General features: G+C 68.6%; 23 protein-coding genes and 1 tRNA gene. 10 read left to right on the top strand and 14 right to left on the bottom strand.

Going from position 1 to position 24,975, the window contains the following annotated elements; translation table 11 throughout:
• Positions 1-6: 6 nt before the first annotated feature.
• From AC5Y7V_RS14705 to AC5Y7V_RS14685, 5 genes are read left to right on the top strand one after another with little or no spacing between them, the layout of a single operon-like run.
• Positions 7-819, top strand: coding sequence for an enoyl-CoA hydratase/isomerase family protein (locus tag AC5Y7V_RS14705; protein WP_499880774.1), 813 nt, complete (start codon positions 7-9; stop codon positions 817-819).
• The gene (locus AC5Y7V_RS14700; protein ID WP_499880773.1) at positions 819-1,610 is read left to right on the top strand and encodes an enoyl-CoA hydratase/isomerase family protein; all 792 of its coding nucleotides are present in this window, start codon (positions 819-821) and stop codon (positions 1,608-1,610) included. The genes AC5Y7V_RS14705 and AC5Y7V_RS14700 overlap by 1 nt, the downstream gene beginning before the upstream one ends.
• Complete coding sequence (locus AC5Y7V_RS14695; RefSeq protein ID WP_499880772.1) at positions 1,610-3,082, top strand: class I adenylate-forming enzyme family protein; 1,473 nt, start codon at positions 1,610-1,612, stop codon at positions 3,080-3,082. Before AC5Y7V_RS14700 ends, AC5Y7V_RS14695 begins: the two co-directional genes overlap by 1 nt.
• Positions 3,072-4,625 carry a class I adenylate-forming enzyme family protein gene (locus AC5Y7V_RS14690; RefSeq protein ID WP_499880771.1) on the top strand — a complete coding sequence of 518 codons (1,554 nt, stop codon included), beginning with the start codon at positions 3,072-3,074 and terminating at the stop codon, positions 4,623-4,625. The genes AC5Y7V_RS14695 and AC5Y7V_RS14690 overlap by 11 nt, the downstream gene beginning before the upstream one ends.
• Positions 4,618-6,150 (top strand): class I adenylate-forming enzyme family protein, encoded by a 1,533-nt coding sequence (locus AC5Y7V_RS14685; RefSeq protein ID WP_499880770.1) that lies wholly within the window; start codon positions 4,618-4,620, stop codon positions 6,148-6,150. The genes AC5Y7V_RS14690 and AC5Y7V_RS14685 overlap by 8 nt, the downstream gene beginning before the upstream one ends.
• Here AC5Y7V_RS14685 and AC5Y7V_RS14680 read toward each other — a convergent pair.
• The 6 genes from AC5Y7V_RS14680 to fabG form a co-directional block, all read right to left on the bottom strand.
• Positions 6,147-6,509 carry an Rv1352/Rv1906c domain-containing protein gene (locus tag AC5Y7V_RS14680; protein ID WP_499880769.1) on the bottom strand — a complete coding sequence of 121 codons (363 nt, stop codon included), beginning with the start codon at positions 6,507-6,509 and terminating at the stop codon, positions 6,147-6,149. The genes AC5Y7V_RS14685 and AC5Y7V_RS14680 overlap by 4 nt on opposite strands.
• A gap of 75 nt (positions 6,510-6,584) precedes the next feature.
• Positions 6,585-7,277: a GntR family transcriptional regulator gene (locus tag AC5Y7V_RS14675; protein WP_499880768.1), complete on the bottom strand. Its 693-nt coding sequence runs from the start codon at positions 7,275-7,277 to the stop codon at positions 6,585-6,587.
• A gap of 4 nt (positions 7,278-7,281) precedes the next feature.
• Positions 7,282-8,475: an acyl-CoA dehydrogenase family protein gene (locus tag AC5Y7V_RS14670; protein WP_499880767.1), complete on the bottom strand. Its 1,194-nt coding sequence runs from the start codon at positions 8,473-8,475 to the stop codon at positions 7,282-7,284.
• A complete protein-coding gene (locus tag AC5Y7V_RS14665; RefSeq protein WP_499881022.1) occupies positions 8,472-9,605 on the bottom strand; it encodes a CoA transferase in 1,134 nt (377 codons plus the stop codon). The genes AC5Y7V_RS14670 and AC5Y7V_RS14665 overlap by 4 nt, the downstream gene beginning before the upstream one ends.
• A gap of 65 nt (positions 9,606-9,670) precedes the next feature.
• A complete protein-coding gene (locus tag AC5Y7V_RS14660) occupies positions 9,671-10,888 on the bottom strand; it encodes an acetyl-CoA C-acetyltransferase (RefSeq protein ID WP_499880766.1) in 1,218 nt (405 codons plus the stop codon).
• Positions 10,889-10,902: 14 nt separating this feature from the next.
• Positions 10,903-11,676: a 3-oxoacyl-ACP reductase FabG gene (fabG, locus tag AC5Y7V_RS14655; RefSeq protein WP_499880765.1), complete on the bottom strand. Its 774-nt coding sequence runs from the start codon at positions 11,674-11,676 to the stop codon at positions 10,903-10,905.
• Positions 11,677-11,774: 98 nt separating this feature from the next.
• Between fabG and AC5Y7V_RS14650 the strand changes: the two genes are divergently transcribed.
• Genes AC5Y7V_RS14650 through AC5Y7V_RS14640 form a run of 3 tightly spaced genes read left to right on the top strand, consistent with a single transcriptional unit; the run spans position 11,775 to position 14,237 of the window.
• A complete protein-coding gene (locus AC5Y7V_RS14650) occupies positions 11,775-12,947 on the top strand; it encodes an acyl-CoA dehydrogenase family protein (RefSeq protein ID WP_499880764.1) in 1,173 nt (390 codons plus the stop codon).
• Positions 12,944-13,765, top strand: coding sequence for a mycofactocin-coupled SDR family oxidoreductase (locus AC5Y7V_RS14645; protein WP_499880763.1), 822 nt, complete (start codon positions 12,944-12,946; stop codon positions 13,763-13,765). The genes AC5Y7V_RS14650 and AC5Y7V_RS14645 overlap by 4 nt, the downstream gene beginning before the upstream one ends.
• A 46-nt stretch (positions 13,766-13,811) precedes the next feature.
• The gene (locus tag AC5Y7V_RS14640) at positions 13,812-14,237 is read left to right on the top strand and encodes a pyridoxamine 5'-phosphate oxidase family protein (protein ID WP_499880762.1); all 426 of its coding nucleotides are present in this window, start codon (positions 13,812-13,814) and stop codon (positions 14,235-14,237) included.
• On the opposite strand, the gene AC5Y7V_RS14635 is transcribed toward AC5Y7V_RS14640, so the two are convergent.
• The 7 genes from AC5Y7V_RS14635 to AC5Y7V_RS14605 all read right to left on the bottom strand — a co-directional run bounded on the left by AC5Y7V_RS14635 (position 14,234) and on the right by AC5Y7V_RS14605 (position 23,479).
• Entirely contained in the window at positions 14,234-15,310 is a 1,077-nt protein-coding gene (locus AC5Y7V_RS14635; RefSeq protein ID WP_499880761.1) for a phosphotransferase family protein, read from the bottom strand. The genes AC5Y7V_RS14640 and AC5Y7V_RS14635 overlap by 4 nt on opposite strands.
• Positions 15,311-15,392: 82 nt before the next feature.
• A complete protein-coding gene (locus AC5Y7V_RS14630) occupies positions 15,393-17,132 on the bottom strand; it encodes an ABC transporter ATP-binding protein (protein ID WP_499880760.1) in 1,740 nt (579 codons plus the stop codon).
• Complete coding sequence (locus tag AC5Y7V_RS14625) at positions 17,129-19,687, bottom strand: ABC transporter ATP-binding protein/permease (RefSeq protein WP_499880759.1); 2,559 nt, start codon at positions 19,685-19,687, stop codon at positions 17,129-17,131. Before AC5Y7V_RS14625 ends, AC5Y7V_RS14630 begins: the two co-directional genes overlap by 4 nt.
• A 251-nt stretch (positions 19,688-19,938) precedes the next feature.
• On the bottom strand, positions 19,939-21,171 hold the full coding sequence (locus AC5Y7V_RS14620) for a fatty acid desaturase family protein (protein ID WP_499880758.1): 1,233 nt from the start codon (positions 21,169-21,171) through the stop codon (positions 19,939-19,941).
• A gap of 8 nt (positions 21,172-21,179) precedes the next feature.
• Positions 21,180-22,307 carry a ferredoxin reductase gene (locus AC5Y7V_RS14615; RefSeq protein WP_499880757.1) on the bottom strand — a complete coding sequence of 376 codons (1,128 nt, stop codon included), beginning with the start codon at positions 22,305-22,307 and terminating at the stop codon, positions 21,180-21,182.
• Positions 22,308-22,608: 301 nt separating this feature from the next.
• Positions 22,609-22,941 (bottom strand): hypothetical protein, encoded by a 333-nt coding sequence (locus AC5Y7V_RS14610; protein ID WP_499881021.1) that lies wholly within the window; start codon positions 22,939-22,941, stop codon positions 22,609-22,611.
• A gap of 455 nt (positions 22,942-23,396) precedes the next feature.
• A tRNA-Leu gene (locus AC5Y7V_RS14605) sits at positions 23,397-23,479 on the bottom strand.
• A gap of 70 nt (positions 23,480-23,549) precedes the next feature.
• Between AC5Y7V_RS14605 and AC5Y7V_RS14600 the strand changes: the two genes are divergently transcribed.
• Both AC5Y7V_RS14600 and AC5Y7V_RS14595 read left to right on the top strand, forming a co-directional pair.
• Positions 23,550-23,930, top strand: a complete 381-nt coding sequence (locus AC5Y7V_RS14600) for a hypothetical protein (protein WP_499880756.1) — start codon at positions 23,550-23,552, stop codon at positions 23,928-23,930.
• Positions 23,927-24,277 (top strand): DUF3817 domain-containing protein, encoded by a 351-nt coding sequence (locus AC5Y7V_RS14595; RefSeq protein WP_499880755.1) that lies wholly within the window; start codon positions 23,927-23,929, stop codon positions 24,275-24,277. The genes AC5Y7V_RS14600 and AC5Y7V_RS14595 overlap by 4 nt, the downstream gene beginning before the upstream one ends.
• Before the next feature lie 52 nt (positions 24,278-24,329).
• Here AC5Y7V_RS14595 and rdgB read toward each other — a convergent pair whose 3' ends face one another.
• Complete coding sequence (gene rdgB / locus AC5Y7V_RS14590) at positions 24,330-24,941, bottom strand: RdgB/HAM1 family non-canonical purine NTP pyrophosphatase (RefSeq protein ID WP_499880754.1); 612 nt, start codon at positions 24,939-24,941, stop codon at positions 24,330-24,332.
• Positions 24,942-24,975 lie beyond the last annotated feature (34 nt).

Raw genomic sequence — 24,975 nt, 5'->3', positions numbered from 1 at the left:
GCGCGAATGCCTACCGACTCGTTCGACACCATCAACTACAACGTCGACGGGCACACGGCCACCATCACGCTGAACCGCCCGGAGGCGCTCAACGCGCTGAGTCCGCACATGATCACCGAACTCCGCGCCGCCTACGACGAAGCCGAGAACGACGACAACGTGTGGCTGCTCGTCGTCACCGGCACCGGCCGCGCGTTCTGCACGGGCGCCGACGTCAAAGCGATTCCCGCCGACGGCAAGGTGATCTACGAACGGCCGTACCTGTCCACCTATGACCAGTGGGAGGCCCCGCAGGAGGGCACACCACCGTTTCGCACCATGGCCAAGCCGGTGTTGACCGCCGTCAACGGACTGTGCTGCGGCGCCGGCATGGACTGGGTCACCACGACGGACATCGTCATCGCATCCGAGCAGGCAACGTTTTTCGATCCGCACGTCAGCATCGGGCTGGTCGCCGGCCGCGAGTTGGTGCGGGTGTCCAGGGTGCTGCCGCGCTCGATCGCCCTGCGGATGGCCCTGATGGGCAAGCACGAGCGGATGAGCGCGCAACGCGCGTACGAGCTCGGATTGATCAGCGAAATCGTCGAGCACGGCCGCCTACTGGAGCGGGCCCATGAGATCGCCGACATCGTCAACTCGAACGCACCCCTGGCGGTGCGGGGAACCCGGCTGGCCATCCTCAAGGGCCTCAACGTGCCGCTGCACGAGGCCGAGATACTCGCCGAGACCTTCCGCGAGCGCGTGCTGCGAACCCAGGACGCCCAGGAAGGCCCGAAGGCCTTCGTGGAGAAGCGGAAACCGAATTGGCAGTGCCGCTGATGAGCGCCGGCTTCGAAACCATCCTGATCGAGGTCGATGCCGACGACCATGTCGCCACCATCACGCTGAACCGACCCGAGCAGCTAAACGCGTTCAACCGCACCATGTGCGAGGAGATGGCCCAGGCCTGGCGGACGGTCAAGCTTGACGATTCGGTGCACGCGGTCGTGCTGCGGGCGGCCGGCAGCCGGGCGTTCAGCGCGGGCCTGGACATCAAGGCGCCGTACGGCCAGCCGGAAAACGTGTGGAACCACGAGGATCCGGGCGAGGCGCTCAGCCCCAAGTGGCAGAAGATGTGGAAGCCGGTGGTGTGCGCCGTCCAGGGCATGTGCACCGCGGGCGCATTTTATTTCATCAACGAGTCCGACGTCGTCATCTGCTCGGACGACGCAACGTTTTTCGACTCCCACGTCTCGGCGGGCCTGGTGTGCGCGCTGGAACCGATCGGCCTGATGCGGCGCATCGGCCTGGGCGAGACCCTGCGCATGGCGCTGATGGGCAACGACGAGCGGGTCGGGGCCGACAGCGCTTTGCGCATCGGATTGGTTTCGGAGGTGGTCTCCCGCGAGACCTTGTGGGAGCGCGCCCATGAGATCGCCGCGACCATCGCCGCCAAGCCGCCGTCGGCGACCCAGGGCACGGTGAGGGCGATCTGGGAGTCGCTGGACCGGCCCTACCGCGCCGCCTTGGAGCAGGGGCTCATCTACACGCGGCTGGGCAATCCGCTCGGCACCGCGGAATTGGCCGCCCGGCAAGGTGAGGTCGCCCCGCGCGAACCGAAGACCCGCTGATGCCCCGTCACCCGCTTCGCCGGCGCATCGCCGACGTGCTCGACCTGCAGCCCGACTCGCGCGCGATCGAGTATGCGGGTCAATGGATCTCGTGGCGCGAGGTCGGCGACACGGCACGGCGCGTCGTATCCCAGGCCGCCGACCACGCGGGCGTCGGCATGCTGCTGCGCAACCGACCCGGTCACGTCGCGGCCTTCCTGGGGGTGCTGCTGGGCGGTGGAACCGTGGTCACCATCAATCCCGCCCGCGGCGACGACCGCACCCGCGCCGACATCGCCGCGCTGCGGCTGCCGCTGATCATCGGCGAACCCGACGACCTGGCCGCGCTGGTCCCGACGGGGACCGCGACGGTGGCGATCAGGGGTACGTCCGTCGACACCGGTGAGCGGGCATGCGACCCCGAGGGTTCGGCGGCACGGCCCGGCGTGGCCGTGCGGATGCTGACCAGCGGAACGACCGGGCCACCCAAACGAATCGACCTCAGCTACGACATGCTGGCGCGCAGCGTGATGGGTCCCGACCCGGAAAAAGCCCCCGCGCCGACGCGGCTGCGAGACGGCGTCGCAATCGTCAACTCGCCGCTGGTGCACATCGGCGGTGTGTTTCGGGTGCTGCAGTGCGTCGCGGAGGCCAGACCCTTTGTGCTGCTGGAACGCTTCGAACTGCAGGCCTGGGCCGAGGCGGTGCGCACCCACCGGCCGCGCACCGTGTCGCTGGTGCCGGCGGCGCTGCGCACGGTGCTGCACTCGGACCTGACGCGGGCCGATCTGGCGAGCATCCGGGCCGTCACCTGCGGCACCGCCCCGCTGTCGGCCGACGACGCGGACGCCTTCACCGAGAAATACGGCATCCCGGTCCTGACGTCTTATGCGGCAACGGAATTCGGCGGTGGCGTCGCCGGCTGGACCCTCGCCGACCACCAAAAGCACTGGCGCGCCAAGCGCGGCAGCGTCGGCCGGGCCAACCCGGGCGCGCACCTACGCGTCGTCGACGACGAGGGCACGACGCTCGGGCCGGACCAGGTCGGCCTGCTGGAGGTCAGGCCCGGCCAGCTCGGTCCATCGGCGAATTGGATGCGAACCACCGATCTGGCCCGCATCGACGCGGACGGCTTCGTCTGGATCGTCGGGCGGGCCGACCAGGCGATCATCCGAGGCGGGTTCAAGGTGATGCCGGACGAGGTGCGCATGGCGCTGGAAGGCCATCCCGCGGTGGCGGGCGCCGCGGTGGTCGCGCGAGCCGACGAACGCCTCGGGGAGACGCCGGTCGCGATGGTGCAACTGCGCCGGTCCGCCTCCGCCGACACCGACACCGACACGCTGATGGAATACCTGCGAACGCGGTTGGCGCGCTACGAAATCCCCACCGAGATCGCGATCGTCGACGCGATCCCGCGAACCGCATCGGGTAAGGCCGATCTCGGCGCGATCAGGCACTTCTTCGGCGACTCTCACCGCGACCATGCCCGGTGACTCCCCCACCATCGCCGAAATCCTTCGGCGCCAGGCGCACTCCCGCGCGCAGCACCCGCTTCTCGTCTGCGACGGCGACCGGATCAGCTATGGCGAGGCCGACGAACGCTCGGCGGAACTCGCTCGCGGGCTGATCGCGTACGGGGCGGGCAAGGGCACGCACGTGGGGCTGCTCTACCCGAACGGCACGGACTTCGTCGTAGGGATGCTCGCGGCGGCGCGAATCGGCGCGGTGGTGATCCCGTTCTCCACCTTCGCCACCGCGCGCGAGCTACGCGAACAGCTGGTCGACAGCGACACCGAAATCCTGTTGGCCACCAGATCGTTTCGTTCGCACGACTACGCGCAAAGGCTTGCCGAGGTGATCGGACGCGCCGGGCTCGACAGCGATGCGCGGCTGTTCGCCAGCGCCGTGCCGCAATTGCGTCGTGTCGTCGTCGATTCCTGCAGGGTGTGCTCGGCCGCGCGGACCGTGCCCCCCGCGCTGCTCGGGGCGATGGAGGACGACGTCGACGGCTGCGATCCGCTGGCCATCGTGTACACGTCGGGTTCCACCAGCGCCCCTAAAGGCGTGGTCCACACCCATGCCGGGTTGATCGGCCATCAACGGAACCTCAACGAGATCCGCGGCCTGACTGCGGCGGACCGGCTGTTCTGCAACTCGCCGTTCTTCTGGATCGGCGGGTTCGCGTTCGGCCTACTGGCCACCTTGGTTGCCGGGTCGACCCTGGTGTGCTCGAACGCCACCTCTGACGCGAACGGAGCTGGCGCGACCCTCGACTTGCTGGAGGCCCAAAGGCCCACCGTCACCAATGGTTTCGTCGCCGGGATCGCGCACCTCGCGGATCACCCGAGCTTTTCCGGACGCGACCTGTCGTCGATGCGCCGGGGCAACCTATACCCCATCATGGCGCCCGACGCCCGACCGGCCGACCCGGAATTGCGGCACAACATGCTGGGGCTGACCGAGGCCGGCAGCGTCGTGCTCATCAGCGGCGACGAATCCGACCAACCCGAACACCGCCGCGGATCCTTCGGCAAGGCGGCGCCCGGATTCGACACCAAGATCATCGAACCGGACGCCTCGGGAGTCGGGGAGCTGTGCATCCGCGGGCCCTACGTGATGCACGGGTATCACAAACGGAGTCGCGAGGAGTGCTTCGACGCCGACGGCTGGTTCCACACGGGCGATTTGGTGCGCGTCGACGCCGAGGGGTTCTTCTATTTCGAGGGCCGGCTCAGCGCGATGATCAAGACGGCGGGGGCCAACGTTTCGGCGGCCGAGGTCGAGAAGGCCATCACCAAGGTAACCGGCGCCGAGGCGCACGTCGTGGGAATACCCGACCCGCAGCGCGGCGAGCTGGTTGCCGCCGTCGTCGCCCAGCCGGGTCTCGACGAGGCCGCGCTGCGCGAGCGGCTCAAGACGGAATTGTCGGCGTACAAGATCCCGAAACGGTTCATCGCCCTGCCGCACAACGAGATTCCGCGGCTGTCCAGCGGGAAGGTCGACACCCAACGGTTGCGTAAGCTGTTCGATGCCTGAAAACACCGTCGACGAACTCGTGCGGTCCCGCGCCGCGCAGTACGGCCCCAAGCCGGCGGTGATCGACCCGGCGGCTCGACTGAGCTACCACGAACTCGATTCCACCACAGGCGATCTGGCCGCGGCTTTCGTTGACGCCGGCGTCGGCAAGGGCACCCGCGTCGGGCTGATCATGCCCAACAGCGCCCGCTGGGTACAGGTGGCGATCGCCGTGACCCGAATCGGCGCGGTGCTGGTCCCGCTCAGCACCCTGCTACAGCCCGGCGAATTGGTCGCGCAGCTGCGGGCCGCGTCCGTTCAATTCCTGGTGGGCGTGGAGGAGTTCCGCGGCCACCGGTACCTGGAGAACCTGGCGGCGGTGCCGCGGCTGGAACTTCCCGCCCTGAGCCGGGTTTGGCCAGCCGACCGGCTAAGCGACACCGCTCCGAGCGAACCGGCCCGCCGCATCGTGGACGCCATGACCGGGACGGTCACGGCGGCCGACCCGATGGTCATCATGTTCACCTCGGGCAGCAGCGGAACACCCAAGGGGGTCATCCACTCCCACGGCAACGCGCTGGCCGCCGTGCGGTCGGGCCTCGCGGCCCGCTGCATCACGTCGGATACCCGCCTGTACCTCCCGATGCCGTTCTTCTGGGTGGGCGGCTTCGGCAGCGGCATCCTGTCCACACTGTTGGCCGGCGCGACCCTGGCAACCGAGGAAATCCCGCGGCCCGAAACCACGCTGCGGCTGCTGGAATCCGAACGGGTCACGCTGTTTCGCGGGTGGCCCGATCAGGCCGAGGCGCTGGCGCGCCACGCCGACGCGGTCCGTGCCGATCTGTCCGCGCTACGCCCCGGCAGCCTGGAGGCCCTGTTGCCGCCCGAGGAGCGCGCCCAACCGGGCGCGCGGGCCACACTGTTCGGCATGACGGAGGCGTTCGGGCCGTATTGCGGCTACGCCGCCGACACCGACCTGCCGCCTTCGGCGTGGGGCAGCTGCGGCAAGCCGTTCCCCGGCATGGAGGTCCGCATCGTCGACACCGACAGCGGCGAGCCGGTGGTAACGGGATCGGTTGGTGAGATCCAGATCCGGGGGCCAAACACGTTGCGTGGCATCTGCCGTCGCAGCCGAGAGGAGCTGTTCACCCGCGACGGTTTCTACCCCACCGGTGACCGCGGCCGCCTCAACGAGGACGGGTTCCTGTTCTACCACGGCCGGTCCGACGACATGTTCAAGGTCAGCGGCGCGACCGTTTATCCTGGCGAGGTGGAGCGCGCGCTGCGGGCGATCGACGGCGTCCAGAACGCGTACGTCACCAACGTGGCCGGCGACGCCGGTGAAAGTGTCGGCGCGGTGGTGGTGTGCACGAGGCCGCTGTCCGCCGAGCAGCTGCGCGGGTCGGCCCGAAAGCTGTTGAGCGCGTTCAAAGTCCCCACGGTGTGGCTACTGCTGGAATCCGACGATGACGTCCCACGCGGGGCCACCGGCAAGGTCGACGTCCGTCGGCTGCGGGAGATGCTGATGACGGCGAAGCGCTCCTAGGGCACCCGCGTCCAGGGTTGGCAGTTCTGCGACTCGAAGGCCTTGACCGACGTGTTGATGTTCGCGAACATCGGGCCGACGGACATGTTCGTCTGCAGCACGTGGTCCTTATTCGCGTCCGGCGTGCTGTAGGTGAACCACGCGCACATCGAGTCCTGGGTCGGCACGTTGTTGATCCAAACCCCCCAGGTGGACGCCGAGCCGGCCGTTCGGTACAGACCCGGCGCGATGTCGGGCCCGACGACGAAGACCCCGTTGCCGGGAATGGGGTCCATCGGATCCGCGGCGGCCGGCGCCGCGAGCGGGATCGCGGCAACGCATGCCACGACTACGGCCGATGCGCGAAGCGTTCGGGGCATTGTTCTCTCCAATTGTCGCCACCCCCACTGGCAGCCTAGGCGCCGGAACGCCCGAACAACAGCCGCCGGTTCGGCTCACCTAGACGTCGGGTGACTCCCATTCGCCACCACGCCCCGCGCGGTGAGGTGATCGATCAGCGGGATGGCGCCCGCGGCAAGGTGTTCCGACATCGCCGCGCGCGCGAGCTCCTGGTCGTGCTTTTTCAGGGCCGACAAGATCCGGCGATGATCCTTGATCGACTGCTGCGGCCACCCCTCGATGGCCGGGAACACCGATTCGGGTGCGTACCGGGTGATCTGCGACATCAGCTGGGCGAGCTTGGGCGAGTCCGCCGCGACGTTGATGGCGCGGTGAAACTCGTGGTTGAGACGCACGGTTCGCTCGGTGTCGTCACCCGCATAGGCCTCTTCGAGCTCGGCCTGGATCTGTTTGAGCTCGCGGACCTGTTCGTCCGTGATGTTGATCGCGGCCCGCGCGGCCAGCTCCCCCCCGACGTAGCCCTGGACGTTGGCGACATCGGCGACGTCGCGCCCGGTCACCGGCAGCACCACGAAACCGCGACGGGGCTGTTGGTCGATCAGCCCCTCCGCCCGCAGCGCGAACAGTGCCTCCCGCACCGGTGTCACGCTTATCCCAAGCTCCGCGGCCAATTGGTCCAGGCGCACATACGACCCGGCCGCGTAGGTGCCGTCGAATATCCTTCCGCGGACGAAGCGCGCGACGTCGTCGGAAAGTTGCGGACGCGCAGCGAAATCCGGGGTGGTCATCGCCTCACACCTGGTACTCGGCGAGCAGCCGCTTGCTGATGATGGACTTCTGGATTTCGCTGGTTCCCTCGCCGATGAGCAGGAACGGGGCGTCGCGCATCAGCCGCTCGATCTCGTATTCCTTGGAATAGCCGTAGCCGCCGTGGATCCGGAAGCTCTGCTGGGTGACCTCCGAACAGAATTCGCTGGCAAGGTATTTGGCCATGCCGGCGGCGACGTCGTTGCGCTCGCCGGAATCCTTGAGCCGCGCCGCGTTGACCATCATCAGGTGTGCGGCTTCCACTTTGGTGGCCATCTCGGCCAGCTGGAACGCGATGGCCTGGTGTTCGGCGATCGGCTTGCCGAAGGTGTGCCGCTGCTGCGCGTAGCGCACCGCGAGTTCGAAGGCGCGGATGCCCACGCCGCACGCGCGCGCCGACACGTTGACCCGCCCGACCTCGATGCCGTCCATCATCTGGAAGAACCCCTGCCCGGGGGTGCCACCGAGGATGTCGTCGGCGCTGGCCCGGTAGCCGTCGAAGATCAGCTCCGTTGTGTCGATGCCCTTGTAGCCCAGCTTGTCGATCTTGCCGGGAATCACCAGGCCCGGCACGACCTCGCCGAAGCCAGTTGGCTTTTCGACGAGAAACGCGGTGAGGTTGCGGTGCGGCTTGTCCGCGCCCTCGTCGGTGCGCACCAGCACCGCGATCAGCGTCGAGCTGCCGCCGTTGGTCAGCCACATCTTCTGGCCGTTGATGGTGTAGCCACCGCCGGCGTCACGCTGGGCGCGGGTGCGGATCGCGGCGACGTCGGAGCCCAGCTCCGGCTCCGACATCGAAAACGCGCCGCGCGTCTCGCCGGTCGCCATGCGCGGCAGGAACCGCTGCTTCTGGGCGGCGGTGCCGTGCTGGCGGAGCATGTAGGCGACGATGAAGTGCGTGTTGAGCACCCCGGACACGCTCATCCAGCCGCGGGCAAGTTCCTCCACGCACAGCGCGTAGGTCAAAAGCGATTCCCCCAGCCCGCCGTACTCCTCGGGAATCATCATGCCGAACAGGCCCATCTCGCGCATCTGATCGACGATGGCCTGGGGGTAGGCGTCGTCGTGCTCGAGTTGCGGCGCGTTGGGAATGACTTCCTTCTCGACGAATTGGCGTACGGTGGCAACGATCTCGGTCTGGAACTCGGTGAGGCCGAGGGTCTGCGCGAGTCTGGTCATGCGCTGTCCGTCCCTATCGTTTTGGCGCTCGTCAGGCGCGCGATGTCCGCGGTCGTCAACCCCAGGCGCTCGGCGAGCACCTCGGCGGTGTCCTGTCCCAGCGCGGGGGCCGGCGCGCTCGCGGGATGCGTGCCGTCGAACGCGGCCGGCAGGCCGGCGGCGAGATAGTCCCCGACGCCCGGTTGGTGCAGTCGGGAAAACAGCGGGTTGGCGGTCACCATGGGGTCGGCGGCGGCCTCGGCGAACGTGCGGTACCGCTCGAACAACACCGTGGTGGCCGACAGCGCGGCGGCGACCTCTTCGGCCGTGTGATCGTCGAACCAGGCGGCGAACAGCCCGGACAGGGCGTCGCGGTAGCGATAGCGGTCACCCTCCGCGCCGAAGTCCACGCCCAGCGCCTCCTCCAGCGCTGACACGGCGGCACCCGTGCCGGTCACCTCGACGAGGTCGCGAAAGTGCCGGCGCGTCAAGGCGACCACCATGAACCGACCGCCGTCACGGCTGGTGAAGTCCTGCCCGTACTGGCCGTAGATGGCGTTGCCGAGCCGTTGGCGCTGCGTCCCGTTGACCTGTGGTTCGGTCAGCAACCCGAGGTTGCCGGCCGTGGCCAGCGCGACGTCCTCCAGCGCCATGCTGATGCGCGCCCCCTTCCCGGCACGCTCGCGGCGCCGGACTGCGGTGACGACGGCCAGGGCGGCGTACAGGCCGCAGCACACGTCCCAGGCCGGCAGCACGTGGTTGATCGGACCGGCGTGCTCGGCCGGCCCGGTGACGAGGGGAAACCCGATGCCCGCGTTGACGGTGTAGTCCACCCCGGTGGACCCGTCGCCGCGGCCGAGCAGCTGGACGTGGATGACGTCGGAACGCTTGGCGGCCAACACATCGTGGCCGAGCCAGGACAGCCCGGCGGCGTTGGTGACCACGATGCCGTCGCCCTCGACGATCAGCCGCTGGACCAGCTCCTGGCCCTCGGCCGAGCGCAGATCGATGGTGGCCGAACGCTTGCCCTTGTTCAGGCCGGTCCAGTAGATCGACGTGCCGCCGGCGGACAGCGGCCAGCGCTGGACGTCGGAGGCGCCGCCGATCGGGTCGACGCGGATCACCTGTGCGCCAAGCTGTCCCAGCGTCATCCCGCACAGCGGGGCGGCGACGAAGCTGGACACCTCCACGACGGTGAGGCCGCTCAGCGGGGCGCTCACGACGGGGCGACCCGCTCGAAGATCGCCGCCAGGCCCTGGCCACCACCGATGCACATGGTCTCCAGCCCGTACCGGGCCTGGCGGCGGCCCAGTTCGCGCGCCAGCGTCGCCAGCATCCGGCCGCCCGTCGCACCGACGGGATGGCCCAGCGAGATTCCCGAGCCGTGCACGTTGGTCCGGTCGTGGTCGGCGGCGCCGAAATTCCATTCGCGCATCACCGCAAGCGCCTGCGCGGCGAAGGCCTCGTTGAGCTCGATGACGTCGATGTCGGACAGCCGCAAGCCCGCCTTGGCCAGGGCGGCCTCGGTGGCCGGGACCGGGCCGATCCCCATGACGTTGGGCGCCACGCCCGCCGACCCCCACGACACCAGGCGGACCAACGGCGTCAGGCCGCACTCGGCCGCCTTCTCCGGGGTGGTCACCACGCACATCGACGCGGCGTCGTTCTGCCCACTGGCGTTGCCGGCCGTCACCGTCGCTTCCGGATCCTCGCCCAGCAGAACGGGTTTGAGCTTGCTCAGCGATTCCACCGAGGTGTCCGCGCGCGGATGCTCGTCGGTGTCGATCGTTTCCTCGCCGTGGCGCGTGCGGACGGCGACCGGGATGATCTCCTCGGCCATGATGCCGTCCTTCTGCGCGGCGACCGCGCGCTGGTGGGATCGCACCGCGAGCTCGTCTTGCTCCTGGCGCGAAATGCCGTACTGGCGGCGCAGGTTCTCGGCGGTCTCCAGCATCCCGCCCGGCACCGGGTAGTGCTTGCCGCCGGCGGTGGTGCGTCCCCGCGCCAGCGCGTCGTGCACCCGGATCCCCCCGCGGGCGCCGCCCCAGCGCATGTCGGTCGAGTAGAAGGCGACGTTGCTCATGCTTTCGCAGCCGCCGGCGATGACGAGATCCTGGTCGCCGTTGCCCACCTGCAGGCACGCCTGGATCACCGCCTGCAGTCCCGACCCGCAGCGGCGGTCGACCTGCATCCCCGGAACCGTCACCGGCAGGCCGGAATCCAGCGCGACCACCCGCCCGATCGCCGGCGCTTCGCTGCTGGGATAGCAGTGGCCGAGGATGACGTCCTGCACGGCATCGGGCGCGATTCCGGTCCGCTCGAGGAGCCCCTTGAGGGCGGCAACGCCCAGGTCGACGGCGGTCAGCGACTTGAACATTCCGCCGTAGCGACCGATGGGGGTGCGCACGGGCTCACAAATGACGGTCTCGCGCATATTCTTCGCTCCGCTCAGATGTGCCGGCCGCCCGTGACTTCCATCACGGTGCCGGTCATGTACGAGGACAGATCGGAGGCCAGGAACAAAGCGACGGTCGCGACCTCGCTGGGCTCGCCGGCGCGGCCCATCGGGATCTCGGCGACCTTCTCGTCCCAAATGCGTTGCGGCATGGCCTCCGTCATGGCCGAGCGGATCAGCCCGGGAGCGATCGCGTTGACCCGCACCCCCAGGTAGGCAAGCTCTTTGGCCGCGGCCTTGGTCATCCCCACGATGCCGGCCTTGGCCGCCGAATAGTTTGTCTGCCCGACCATGCCGACCTTGCCCGACACGGACGACATGTTCACGATGGCGCCGCGCTTGTTTTCGCGCATGATCGCCGCCGCCAGCCGGATGCCGTTCCACGTGCCCTTCAGGTGCACGTCGATGACCTGATCGAACTGCTCCTCGGTCATTTTGCGCATCGTCGCGTCGCGGGTGATCCCGGCGTTGTTGACCATGATGTCCAGGCCCCCGAAGCGCTCGACGGCGGTCTGGATCAACGTCTCGACCTCGGCGGCCTGGGTCACGTCGCAGCGGACCGCTAGCGCCACCTCGTCGCCGCCCAGTTGTTTGGCCGCGGTCTGGGTGGCCTCGAGATTCACATCTCCCAGCACCACCCGCGCGCCCTCGGCGACAAATCTCTCGGCAATCGCGAAGCCCAAACCTTGCGCACCACCTGTGACGACTGCAGTCCGACCGTCCAGCAACGACACCTGAATCCCGCCTCCCTCGCTTTGCCCCCGCATGGGGTACCCGTCGGCGAATATCATATTTCATATAGGATCGCGCTCGGCGCCGGGTGCGCCGCGGCCCAGCGACAACTTCCAAAGAGGAGCGCCCGCCTATGACGAACGCCGACGTCCAGGAAGTGCCCGACGAGGACTTCCTGGAGATCCTCGCCCAGACCCGGCACTTCGTCCGAAGCGCCGTCGTCCCGCGCGAGCAGGAAATCCTGACCGACGACCGGGTGCCGGACGACCTGCGCGACCACGCCAAGAAGATGGGCCTGTTCGGGTATGCGATCCCCCAGCGGTGGGGCGGCCTGGGCCTGAACCTCGTCCAAGACGTCGAGCTGGCAATGGAATTGGGCTACACCTCGCTCGCGGTGCGCTCGATGTTCGGCACCAACAACGGCATCGCGGGACAGGTTCTCGTCGGCTTCGGCACCGACGAGCAGAAGCGCCGCTGGCTGGAGTCGATGGCGGCGGGCGACGTCGTCGCGTCGTTCGCGCTGACCGAGCCCGGCGCCGGCTCGAACCCGGCCGGCCTGCGGACCAAGGCCGTCCGCGACGGCGACGGCTGGGTGATCTCCGGTGACAAGCGCTTCATCACCAACGCGCCCGTCGCCAACCTGTTCGTGGTGTTCGCGCGCACCAGGCCGGCCGACGACCAGGGCCCCGGGATCGCCGTCTTCCTGGTCCCGGCGGACGCCGCCGGCGTACAGGTGGGAGCCAAGGACGCGAAGATGGGCCAGGAGGGCGCCTGGACCGCCGACGTCAGCTTCAGCGACGTCCGCGTGGGCAGCGACGCGCTGATCGGCGGCAGCGAGGACATCGGCTATCGGGCCGCGATGACGTCGTTGGCGCGCGGCCGCGTCCACATCGCGGCAATCGCGGTGGGCGCCGCACAACGGGCGCTCGATGAATCCGTGACGTATGCGGCTACGGCGACGCAGGGCGGGACGCCGATCGGGAGCTTTCAGCTGGTGCAGGCGATGCTCGCCGACCAGCAGGCCGGGGTGCTGGCCGGGCGCGCGCTGGTCCGGGAGGCGGCGCGGCTGTGGGTCAGCAACGAAGACCGCCGGATCGCGCCGTCGGCGGCCAAGCTGTTCTGCACCGAAATGGCCGGCAAGGTGGCCGATCTCGCGGTCCAGGTGCATGGCGGCAGCGGCTACATGCACGGCGTTCCCGTCGAACGCATCTATCGCGACGTGCGCCTGCTGCGGCTCTACGAGGGCACCAGCGAGATCCAGCGCCTGATCATCGGGTCGAACCTCGTCAAGGCGGCGCAGCGATGAGCGGCAGGTTGGCGGGTCGGGTGGCCCTGATCACCGGGGCGGCGCGCGGCCAGGGCCGCGCCCACGCCGTTCGCATGGCCCGGGAGGGTGCCGACATCATCGCCGTCGACATCGCCGGCAAGCTCCCGCCCTGCGTGCCCTACGATTCCGCCACCCCCGACGACCTCGCCGAAACCGTCCGGCTGGTCGAGAAGACGGATCGTCGAATCTTGGCCACCACCACCGACGTTCGTGACGTCGACGAACTTCGCCGGGTGGTCGAAGACGGTGTCGCCGCCTTCGGGCGCCTGGACATCATCGTCGCCAACGCCGGCATCTCGGCGCCGCAGGCCTGGAACGACATCACCCCCGAATCGTTCCGCGACGTCATGGAGATCAACGTGACCGGCACCTGGAACACCGTGATGGCGGGCGCCGACAAGATCATCGAAGGCGGCCGCGGCGGCTCGATCATCCTGATTAGTTCCGCGGCCGGCATGAAGCTGCAGCCGTTCATGGTGCACTACACCACCAGCAAGCACGCCGTCGCCGGGATGGCGCGCGCGTTCGCCGCCGAGCTGGGCAAGCACGCGATCCGGGTCAACAGCGTGCACCCGGGTCCGGTGAACACCGCGATGGGATCCGGCGACATGGTCGCGGCCATGGGCAAGGCGATGGAGACGAACCCGCAGCTGGCCAACATGCTCACCCCGTTCCTGCCGACCTGGGCCGCCGAGCCGGAAGACGTCGCCGACGCCGTGTGCTGGCTGGCCAGCGACGAATCGCGCAACATCACCGCCGCACAGATCCCGGTCGACCAGGGTTCGACGCAATACTGATCGGCCCCCGGGGAATAGCCATCACGGATCGGCGTTGCTAGGCGGCATGAAAGCTTTCAGCGAAACCGAACGTCAGGAGTTCCTCGCCGACACCCACGTCGGCGTCCTGTCCGTCGCCGCCGACGGACGGCCGCCGGCCAGCGTCCCGATCTGGTATGACTACACGCCCGGCGGCGACATCCGGATCATGACCGGCGCTGCGACACGCAAGGCTCGCCTCATCGAGCGCGCGGGCGCGGTGACGCTGGTGGTTCAGCGCGAGGAGTTGCCGTACCAGTACGTGGTGGTGGAGGGCACCGTCGTCGAGACCACCAATCCCGCACCCACCGACCTGCAGGAAGCCATCGCCATCCGCTACCTCGGCGAGGAGGGCGCGCGAGCATTCCTCGCCAGCATGGAGGGCGTCGAGGAGGTGCTGTACACCATCCGCCCGGACCGGTGGCTGTCCGCCGACTTCACCGGCGACCTCTAACCGAGCAACTCCAGCGTCCCAAGCTCGCGGATGGCCTGGCAGCCGCGGGTCAGCATGGCGAGCACCATGTCGTCGCCGCGCTCGGTGGCGGCGGCGAACGCGAACCCCAGCGCCGAGATCAGCGGCGCCTGCAGCACGCCGAGCCGGTAATCGCGCCAGCACGTTTCGCGGTCGTATCCGGTGACCCCGCAGCTCGTCAGTGCCCGGTGATAGTCGGCGACGAGGTCTTTCTCGAGGCGGGCCCGCAGTTGCGGATTCAGGCTGGTCGCGGTGAAGTAGGCCAGGTCCCTGGCCGGCAGGCCCACGCCGAGCGTCTGCCAGTCGACCACGCTGACCCGCGTCCGGTCGGGATCGAACAGCATGTTGTCCAGCCGATAGTCCCCATGTAGCAGGGCGAACCGGTCGTACTCGGCCAGCAGCCACGGCGCCACCAAACCCATTGCCGCACTGAAGGTATCCCGGTCGTCGGCGCTCATGCGACCGCCGAGCTTCTCAAGGGTGATGTCGGCGCTCATCTTCGCCACCTCGCCCATGCCGTTGGCGCCGGCCTCGTCCGGCCGCCCGAACGCGATGCCCTCGAAGTCCAGCCAGACCGGGTCGCGCCAGGTGGGCGCGTGCAGGCCGGCCAGCGCGGTAACCGCAAGCCGCGCTTCGGCTTCGCCGCAGCCGGCGAGCTGATCGCCCTGCACCGCCGGCGCCTGATCGGCGAGCAGCAGGGCGAAATCCATTGCGTCGTCGGTGATCTCGCAGTAGAAGCACTCCGGCGTCGGCACCTGCACTCGATCGGCCACCGACGAGTAGAACGCGCACTCGCTGCGATATCCGATGACGACGCGGTCGCGCACGGTGTCGTCCTGGGCCGGCAGCTTGATCACGAAGGTCTGCGGCAGGTCACCGGGATCCGTCGCATAGCTGGCCGTCACCCGGTAGGTGGCGCCGGTCTGGCCGGTGCCGATGGCGACGACGTCGACGCCGGACACCCCCACGGGCGTGCGGCGTTCGGTGAGCGCCGCCGACAACCATTCGGGGGTCACGTCGCCGGGGTACCGCGGAATCGACACCACAGCACTCATAAGCTGGCCTCCAGCGCTCCGACCGTCAACTGACCGATCAACTGTAAGGCATACGGCAATTGCCGCGGTCTGCCGCCGGGTCCTAATCGGCGGCGATGTGCCACTCCGCGGCCTCGCGCTGCTGCCGCCAGAATTCCTCGAAACGTCCGCCCGCGGACAGCAGTTCGTCGACGCTGCCGTCCTCGATGATTCGGCCGTCGTCCACGAACAGGACGCGGTCGGCGTGTCGGATGCTCGCCAGGCGGTGCGCGACGATGACCCGGGTGCGCGCGTGCCGGTCGGCGCTCAGCGCGTCCACCACCGCGGCCTCGTTTTCGGTGTCCAGGGCGCTGGTCGCCTCGTCGACCAGCAGCAACGGCGCGTCCTTGAGCAGGGCGCGCGCGATGCTGACGCGTTGGCGTTCGCCGCCGGAGAGCGCCGATCCCGCCTCCCCGACGACCGTGTCGGCGCCGTCGGGCAGCCAGGCGGTGAGTTCGTCGACCCGCGCGAGCGCGACGGCACGCGCGAACTGCTCGTCACCGGCGGACGGGTTTCCGGCCAGGACGTTCTCGCGGATCGTGCCGTGGAACAGGTACGGGTGCTGGAACACGACGCTGCTGGCCGCGCGCCGGGCCCCGGCGTCCAGGGTCGCCGCGTCCACGCCGTCGATGAGCACGCGGCCTCGGGTCGGCGCGTGCAGGCCGGCGATCAGCGCCAGGATCGTGCTCTTGCCCGAGCCGGACGGGCCGACGATCGCCGTCGTGGTGCCCGGGCGCAACGAGAAGCTCAGGCCGTCGAGCGCCGGCGCGCTCGATCCGTCGTAGCCGAAGGTGACGTCGTCGAACTCGATTCGCGGGGCCGCCATGGGCCCGGGCAGTGTGGCGGCCCCGGCTGCCGTGGTCGGCGCGGCGAGCACGGACCGGATGCGGTCCAGCGTGGCGCGGGTGCTCTCGAGCGCCGGCGCCAGCTCGCTGATGGTGGTGAACGGCTCCAGGTAGCGGGCGATCACCACGATCAGCGCGATGGCCTCGGGCACGCTGAGGGTCCCGCCGACCGCCAGCGCCGTCGTCGTGCCGGCCAGCAGGATGAGGGCCGCCTGGCTGGCCAGGCTGAACAGCAGCTGGCCCGGAACCTGCATGGACAGCAGCCGCATCGTCGCCCCGCGTTGTGCGGCCAGCGCGTCGCCGACCAGGCTGCGGGCCGGCTCGGCGCGCCGCGCGGCCCGCAACGCCTGCTGGGTGCGGGCGAACTCGATGATCCGTTCGGTGAGCGCGGTGTTGGCCGCAGCGGCCGCGGTGTCGGCGCGGCGCGCCAGCCGCGCGGACCCCCACAGCGCGCCCAATAACAACGGCACGCCGCCCAGCGCCGCCAGGCCGAGCTGCCAGGAAACGGGCAGCAACGCCAGCGCGATCGCCGCCGGCAGCAGGATCGCCGTGACGAGCGGCGTCAGCAGGTTGACCACCAGGCCCACGAGTTCCGGTCCCGTCGCCGCGATGGCCTGCCGCGCCGTCGCGGTGTTCTCGGCGGTGAACCATTCCAACCGGACGTCCGGAAGCCGGTCGGCCAGGTCGTGCTGGCTGTGGTCGAGCACGGCGAAGCCAAGGTCCAGGCCGACGCGCGCGGTCGCGGTGTCGATCACCCAACCGGTCACGGTCGCGGCGGTCAGCCAGCCCAGCCACACCAGGGCGCGGTGCGGTTCGCCGCCGAACAGGGCGCCCACCAATGGGACCAGCAGCACCGTGGCGACCGCCCGCACCAACACGGAGATCAGGGCGAGCACGGTGTAGGAAAAGACGTTGGCGCGGCGCTCTTTTGGCACCAGCCCGATCCAGGTGCGAATCATCGCGTCACCTCCCCCGCCGCCGCCGGGACCGCTTCGCCGTGGCCCATGGCCCACAGCCGGCGGTAGCGTCCGTCCGCGGCGAGCAACTCGTCGTGCGTGCCGCGTTCGGCGATCCGGCCCTCGTCGAGCACGACGATCTGGTCGGCCCGGGTGATGGTGTGCAGGCGATGGGCGATCACCAGCACCGTCCGTTCCCGGGTGAGCCGGTTGAGCGCTTGCTGCACAAGGTATTCCGATTCCGGGTCCGCGAACGCCGTGGCCTCGTCGAGGATCAGCACCGGGGTGTCGGCGAGGATGGCGCGCGCGATGGTGAGCCGTTGGCGTTCCCCGCCCGACAGGCCGCTGCCCGCGCCGAGCACGGTGTCGTAGCCCTGCGGCAGGCGCACGATGCGGTCGTGGATTTGGGCCTCGCGTGCCGCCGCCTCGATCTGCGCGCCGGTGGCATCGGGCACGGCCAGCGCGATGTTCTGCGCCACGGTGCCGTGCACGAGCTGGGTTTCCTGCAGGACGAAGCCGACGCGTGTGTAGAGTTCGTCGGCGGTCAGCGACCGAATGTCTTGTCCGCCAACGCGTATCGCGCCCTGCTCGACGTCGTGGAATCGGGCCAGCAGCGCGGCCAGCGTCGACTTGCCCGAGCCCGACGGGCCGACGAGCGCGGTGACGGTGCCGGGGCGCAGCGTCAGCGACACGTCCCGGATCACCGGAACGCCGGGCCGATACCCGAAGCCGACGCGGTCGAACACCACGGTCGCGTCGCCCCGGGGCGCTTCCGGCTCTCGCACGGCGAGTTCGGGTTCGTCGAGGGTGTTCTGCAGGCGCCGGGCGGCCAGCATCCCGGCGCGGATGCCACCGAGGCCGTAAGCGATGCCGAGCAGGCGGGCGCCGAAGGTGGTGCCCAGCAACAAGAACGGCAGCAGGTCGACCGGATCCATCCGCCCGCCCGCGATGAGCAGGGTGCCGGTCGCCGCGATGAGCCACAGGAACGTCGCGGGGCGGGTGGCCAGGTCCATCAGCGTCTTCTTGCCGGCGAGCGGACGCTGCCAAGCCACCAGGAACCCGACGTACTCGTCGAGGCGGCGCCGGAAGCTGGAGGCCGCGGCGCCGCCGAAGACGCGAATCACCGGCTGCCCTTCGAGATACGCGCCGGCCTCCCCGCCCATCCGCTCCGCCCAGCGCTGCGACTGGGGGATGCGGGGGCCGGACTGGATCGTGATCGACGACGTCAGCACCAGATAGACCAGGACGGGCACGAACAGGACCAGCGCCACGCGCCAGTCGACGGCGAACAGATAGATCAGCACCGCCACCGGCGCGACGACGGCGGCGACCGCGTCCGGGATGGCGTGGGTGACCAGATAGTGCAGCGCCAGGGTGTCGTCCTGCACCAGCTGCTTGATGGACCCCGATCCGCGGGCCGTGAACCAGCCCAGCGGCAGCCGGGACAACTTGGTCAACAGCCGTGAGCGCAGGTCACTGGCGAAACGTGCGTCGAGAACGTGCAGCCACAGCGTGAGTGCGGCGCCGAGCACGGTGCCCAGCCCCAGCAGCGAAACGGCCGCGACGCCCAGCGTCCACAGCCGCTGCTCCCCGGCGCCGGACACCAGCAGCCGCGCCAACTCGACCAGGAGCACGAACGGCGCCAGCTGCACCAGCGTGATCACCGCCTGCAGCACGCCGGAGACGATCAGCGCCGAGCGCAGCGGCGCGAGCAACCGGCCCGCGCCCTGGGCGCGCCAGCTGCCGCGGGGCGCCGGATGCGGCGTTGGTGTCAACGGTTCCGGCTCTGGCGCAACCGCTTCCGGTTCGTCACCGCGGCTGGTGCCCATCGCCCGCCCGGCGCTCCAGTAGGCCTGGGCGTGAATCTCGGACTTGGGAAACCCGAACTCGTCGCGCAGGCGCGTTCGGACGTGCTTGAGCGTCGTCGCCTCGGGCGTGGCCCACGCGTACCAATTCGACCAGTCCCGGGCCTCGATCGCGGCGGCCAGCGACTTGTCGTCGCGGCGCGGCACCCAGTGCACCCGCAGCCGAGGGTGTTTCGCGAGCGGGATCAGCGCGTCGTGGTCGTCGTGCTGCTCGAGGTACACCTCGATCGGGACGTCGGCGGGGACGGTCCCCACGATGCCGTTGATCCCGGGGATCGAGGCCGAGTCCCCGACCAGCAGGTAGCCGGCCGGCTGCTCGGCGGGCGCGTCGAAGCGCGACGAGCCCATCAGCGACATGACCGCGATCGTCGCGCCGGGTTGCACGGTTCGCGCCCACAACGACGCCGGTCCCGCCGGCTCGTGCAGGACGACGTCGACGGCGAAGCGGCCGGCGGCGGGGTCCGCCTCCGAGATCGTGTACGCGCGCTGGAACTCGGTGCTCGATCCGTCGGGGTCGGGGAACCAGAACCGCAGCCACGCCGCGGGTTCGGCCTCTACTTCGTCGAACAGTGTCGGTGATTGCATCCGCACCCGCACGAAGTGCGGTGCGATGCGGACGGTTTCGACGACCGTCGCGATGTGGTCGCGGGCGCCGAAGCTGCGCAGCATCACCCCCTGGAAGCCGCGCGCCATCAGCGGTTCGCCCTGACGACCTTTGTCTCAGCGCTCAGCGGCGGCCGCCCGCCCCGACGTGATGCAACCGACAGCATTCAGCGACCCTCCGAGTAGGTAAGTTACCCACAAACTAAGGGTTGCCTTACCAAAGGTCAACCCGGGTCGCCTCGGCTCGGCCCGCTCGCGTCGAGATCGACGAAACCGTGACCCCTACTCGAACTTTTTCGCGGTGGCGTGGATCTGGGCGACCGTTGGTCGGGTCGCCTCGGCTAGGCCGCCTGCCCGGCCCCCCGCAACTCACGCAGGGCGGTGCGCAGGCCGCGCCGTTTGCCCGTCTGGGGATCGACGAAGCTTTCCCGCAGCCCCTCGCGTACGCGGAATTTCAGTTCCGAACGCGTCTCGCGAGCGTCGTCGGGCGTCGCCTGGAGGAGTTTGTCCGGCAGGGCGAGTTTGAGGATCGTCCAGAACGTCTGCAGGTATTGGCGGCCAAGGGATCCCGTGGTGTACGGCAGGTCGTACTTGTCACACAGCTCGCGCACCCGCACGGCGATCTCCGCGTAGCGGTTGCTGGGCAGGTCCGGGAACAGGTGGTGCTCGATCTGGTAGCACAGGTTGCCACTGACGAAGGCCATCAGCGGCCCGGCGTTGAAATTCGCCGATCCGAGCATCTGGCGGAGGTACCACTCCCCCTGGGTCTCGTTCTCGAACTCGTCGACGGTGAATTTCTCAGCGCCGTCGGGGAAGTGGCCGCAGAAGATAACCATGTACGCCCACACGTTGCGAATCAGGTTGGCGGTCATGTTGGCCTTGATGGTGCGCTTCCAGTTGCGCCCGCTCAGCGCGGGGAAGATCAGGTAGTCCTTGCCCTCCTGCCTGACGAGCTTCTTCGTGATCACCCGCAGATCCTTGGCCGCCTCGGCCCAGCTCTTTTCCTTCTTGCGCAGCTTCGCCGTCTCGATGTGGTGCAACGCGACGCCGTACTGGAAGAACGTGCCCAGCAGCATGTTGTAGATCGGGTTGCCGAGCATCCAGGGTTCCCACGGCTCGTCGCGGGTGACACGCATGATGCCGTAGCCCACATCGGCGTCGAGGCCGACAACGTTCGTGTACTTGTGGTGGACGAAGTTGTGGGAGCGCTTCCACTGCACGCTCGGGCAGGTGGTGTCCCACTCCCATTCCGTCGAGTGGATCTCCGGGTCATTCATCCAGTCCCACTGCCCGTGAATGATGTTGTGGCCCAGCTCCATGTTCTCGATGATTTTCGCCATTGCGAGCATCGCGGTGCCGGAGGCCCACGCCAGCTTGTTGTGGCTGGCGAACAACGCAATTCGCCCGCCGGCGGCCAAACCGCGCTGCAGCTGAATGGACCGGCGAATGTAGCGGGCGTCGCGCTCACCGCGGGACTCCTCGATGTCGGCGCGGATGGCGTCCAGTTCGTGCGCGAGTTGCTCGATGTCCTCGGTGGTCAGGTGCGCGTATTCCTTGATATCGGTGATTGCCATTGGTCCCCCTAGATCTTGATCGTGCAGTCTCCGGATGCTGTGGAGATGCAGGTTTGGATGCGGTCGCCCGCGCCGTGTTCGGTCCCCGACCGGAAGTCGCGCACGTGCCCCGCCTCCAGCGGCAGCACGCACGTCTGGCAGATTCCCATCCGGCACCCGAACGGCATCTGGATACCAACCTGTTCGCCGGCCTCCATAATCGATGTGGCGCCGTCGATTTCGACGGTCTTGTCGGATATGGCGAAGGTGACCGTTCCGCCTTCGCCGCCCTTGTCAGTGGCGGCGATGGTGAAGCGCTCCATGTGCAGCTGATCCCTGCAGTCCGCGCTATTCCATATCTCTTCGGCGGTGTCCAGGAGGGCCGACGGGCCGCACACCCAGGCCGGGCGGTCCTGCCAGTCGTTGACGATATCGGCCAGGTGCGCGAAATCGAGGTGCCCCTGAGTTTCGGTGAGCTGCAAGTGAAGTCGATACCCGGGCTGAGCCTTTTCGAGCTCGCGCAGCTCGTCGTGGAATATCACGTCGTCCGCACTGGGCGCCGAGTGGATGTGCACGATGTCGGCCTGTTGGCCGCGGGACTTGAGAGTGCGCAGCATCGCCATCACCGGGGTGATCCCGCTGCCTGCGGTGATAAACAGGATCTTCGCCGGCGGCGGGTCGGGCAGCGCGAAGTCTCCCTTGGGGGACTGGAGCCGCACGACGGTGCCGGGTTTGACGCCGTTGACGAGGTGGGTCGACAGAAAGCCCTCGGGGGTGGCCTTGACGGTGATGGTGATGTTCTTGCTGTCGCGGCGCGGGATCGACGTCAACGAATAGGAGCGCCAGTGCCATCGGCCGTCGATCCGCAGGCCGATGCCGACGTACTGGCCCGGCTTGTAGCGCCCCGAAAAACCCCAACCGGGCTTGATCGTGACGGTCGCCGAGTCGGCGGTTTCGGGGCGCACGTCGACGATCAGGCCGCGCAACTCCCGCGCCGACCACAGCGGGTTGAGCAGCTTGAGGTAATCGTCGGGCAGTAACGGGGTAGTCGCGCGGGCCGCCAGCCCACGCGGCACATTGACCCAGGATCTGGCGGTCTGCACGCCTTTGGCGGGCGCGGTGCTCCAGCGAGTGAGGCTACGAAACGGAGAAGCCATAAGTCATTCCAGCGGTCTGATCGAGGTTTCACATGGGCCGGTTGGCTCACGCTTCCCCATCGGCTTCCCACCCGGCGCTTTCGATAAACACGTGTTCGCTGACCTGATTTTGAGTCGCCTACGTATGTACGTGGAAAAAGGCGCTATGCTGCGCATTCGCGCCACCGCGTACGGATCTGCACGCCATTGGACACACGGGTAATTTGTGAACACACGTAAGCCCTCTCGCGGGGTAACGATCAGCTCCAAATCCGTTGAACCAAAGGTGATTTCACGGCGGCACCACGAGCTTTCCGGGTGATCACTCGCTGTCTAGGGACAGATCGGCTTCGGACTCTTTTCGCTTCTGCTGGGCCAGTTTCCGATCCTCGGCCGCCGCCTGGCGATGACGAGACGCGGACTCGCGGTGCACCTCCGAGTGGGACGCGCCCTGTGCGACGGTCACGTCTTGCACCTTTGCGACCCGCTCGTGCTGAAGCGCGGACTCCTCGAAGCTGCGGGCCGCCGACAGGCCTGCAAGAGCAGCCCGTTCGCGGGCCTCGGCCGCTCTGCTTTCCGCGCGGTCCACATCTTCGGCCGTGACGGCTTGCTCAAGCGGCTCCCGGGCCATGGCGCCTTCCTTGATGTGGTTCATCGCGGTTACCCGCGGAACGCGCAACAAAACACGTGCGGGCGCAGTGATACGAACTCCCTCACCTAACAGGCCACGCCACCACATCCGATCCAAGCTGCGGTTGAATGGGTTCAATGACGCACGAAGCCACAGAGCCACAGGAACCCAAGGGGATATGGCCGTGCTGTTGCTGATTTTGAAGATCGCGCTGCTCGCCTTCATCGTTGGAGGCGCCGTCGCCCTGATAATCCGGGGAATTCGGCGCACACGCGCCAACAGATTGGACCCCAGATGGAAGGGGCCAAGCGGCCAACCTGGTTACGAAGCGCAGGCTTTCGGCGCCATACCGAATACACCGCTTCCAGACTGGGCCTACGGGGACGACGAGCGCGACGGTGACGCGAAGCGATAGCTCGGCGCGGCACGCTCAACGAACACACATCGTCTGTCCTCGATGTCTCGCGACATCACATCGGTGCGGGCGGAGGGATTCGAACCCACACGCTCTTTCGAGCAATGGCACCTAAAGCCATCGCGTCTGCCATTTCGCCACGCCCGCGGCGGTGCCGATCGTACCGCGCGCCTCGACGAATTCGTCGGTCCCAAATCGTGAGCGGTACGGTCAAGTGGTGTCCACAACCCGCCGTCGCAGGCCCGCGCTGATCGCGTTGGTGATCGTCGCGGCGTGCGGCTGCCTCGCCCTGGGCTGGTGGCAGTGGACGAGGTTCCAGTCGGTCTCGGGCACCTTCCAGAACCTGGGCTACGCGCTGCAGTGGCCGCTGTTCGCCTGGTTCTGCGTCTACGCCTACCGCAAATTCGTGCGCTATGAGGAGCAGCCACCGGAACCGCGGCACAGCGGCGAGATGACCGAAATCCCCGCCGGCCTGCTGCCCGAGCGGCCCAAGCCGGCGCAACCGCCGCCCGATGATCCCGCCTTGCGGGAGTACAACGCCTACCTGGCCGAGCTCGCCCAGAAAGACGCCGAGAAGGAGAACAGGACCACCGCATGACCACACCCGAGACGCCCGGCGCGCCGGCGCCCGCGTTCCCCGTCGAGAAGATCCGCACCGCGTTGCTCGCTTACCGGGTGATGGCGTGGACGACGGGTCTGTGGCTGATCGCGCTGTGCTACGAGATCGTCTCGCACCTGGCGTTCCACCACGAGATCCGCTGGATCGAAGTCGTGCACGGCTGGGTCTATTTCGCGTACGTGTTGGCGGCCTTCAACCTCGCGATCAAGGTCCGCTGGCCGATCGGCAAGACCATCGGCGTGCTGCTGTCCGGCACCATCCCGCTGCTCGGCATCATCGTCGAGCACTTCCAGACCAAGGCCGTCAAGGCGCGCTTCGGGCAGTAGGGGATCGAGCGTGCGGCTGGCCGCACACTCGAGGCCGAACGTGCGGCCAGCCTCACGTTCGCGGCGACGCCAAGTCGCGCAGCGCGGGCACGAGAAGCGCCAGCGCGCGACCGCGATGCGACACCGCGTCCTTCTCCGCCGGGCTCAACTGCGCCGCGGTGCGGTCGCTGCCGTCGGGAAGGAACACCGGGTCGTAGCCGAACCCGCCGTCGCCGCGCGGCGCCCGCGCGATCGAGCCGGGCCACTCGCCCCGCACGACGACCTCGCCCGACGCCGACACCAGCGCGCAGGCGGACACGAACGCCGCGCCGCGCCGTTCGTCGGGGACGTCACGCAACTGCGCCAACAGCAGCGCGGTGTTGCCGGAGTCGTCACCGTGGTTGCCCGACCACCGCGCCGAGAGCACGCCGGGCATTCCGTTAAGGGCGGCCACCTCCAACCCCGAGTCGTCGGCCACACACGCCAGGCCCGTCGCGGCGAACCCATCCCGCGCCTTGGCCAGCGCGTTGTCCTCGAACGTCGCGCCGGTTTCGGGGGCCTCCTCGAACGGCGCCACATCGTCGAGCGAAACCAACGTCAGCCTCGACAGGCCCGCGCCGTCGAGCACGCGGCGCAGTTCCGCGAGCTTCTTGGCGTTGCGGCTGGCAACCAGCAGGTGGGTCACCGGTCATTCCAAAACATCGTCTCGTCACCTCGAT

It is taken from the genome of Mycobacterium sp. NGS34 (assembly GCF_059812845.1).
The sequence above is the reverse complement of the archived record's forward strand: the minus strand, read 5'-3'. Positions and strand labels throughout refer to the sequence as shown.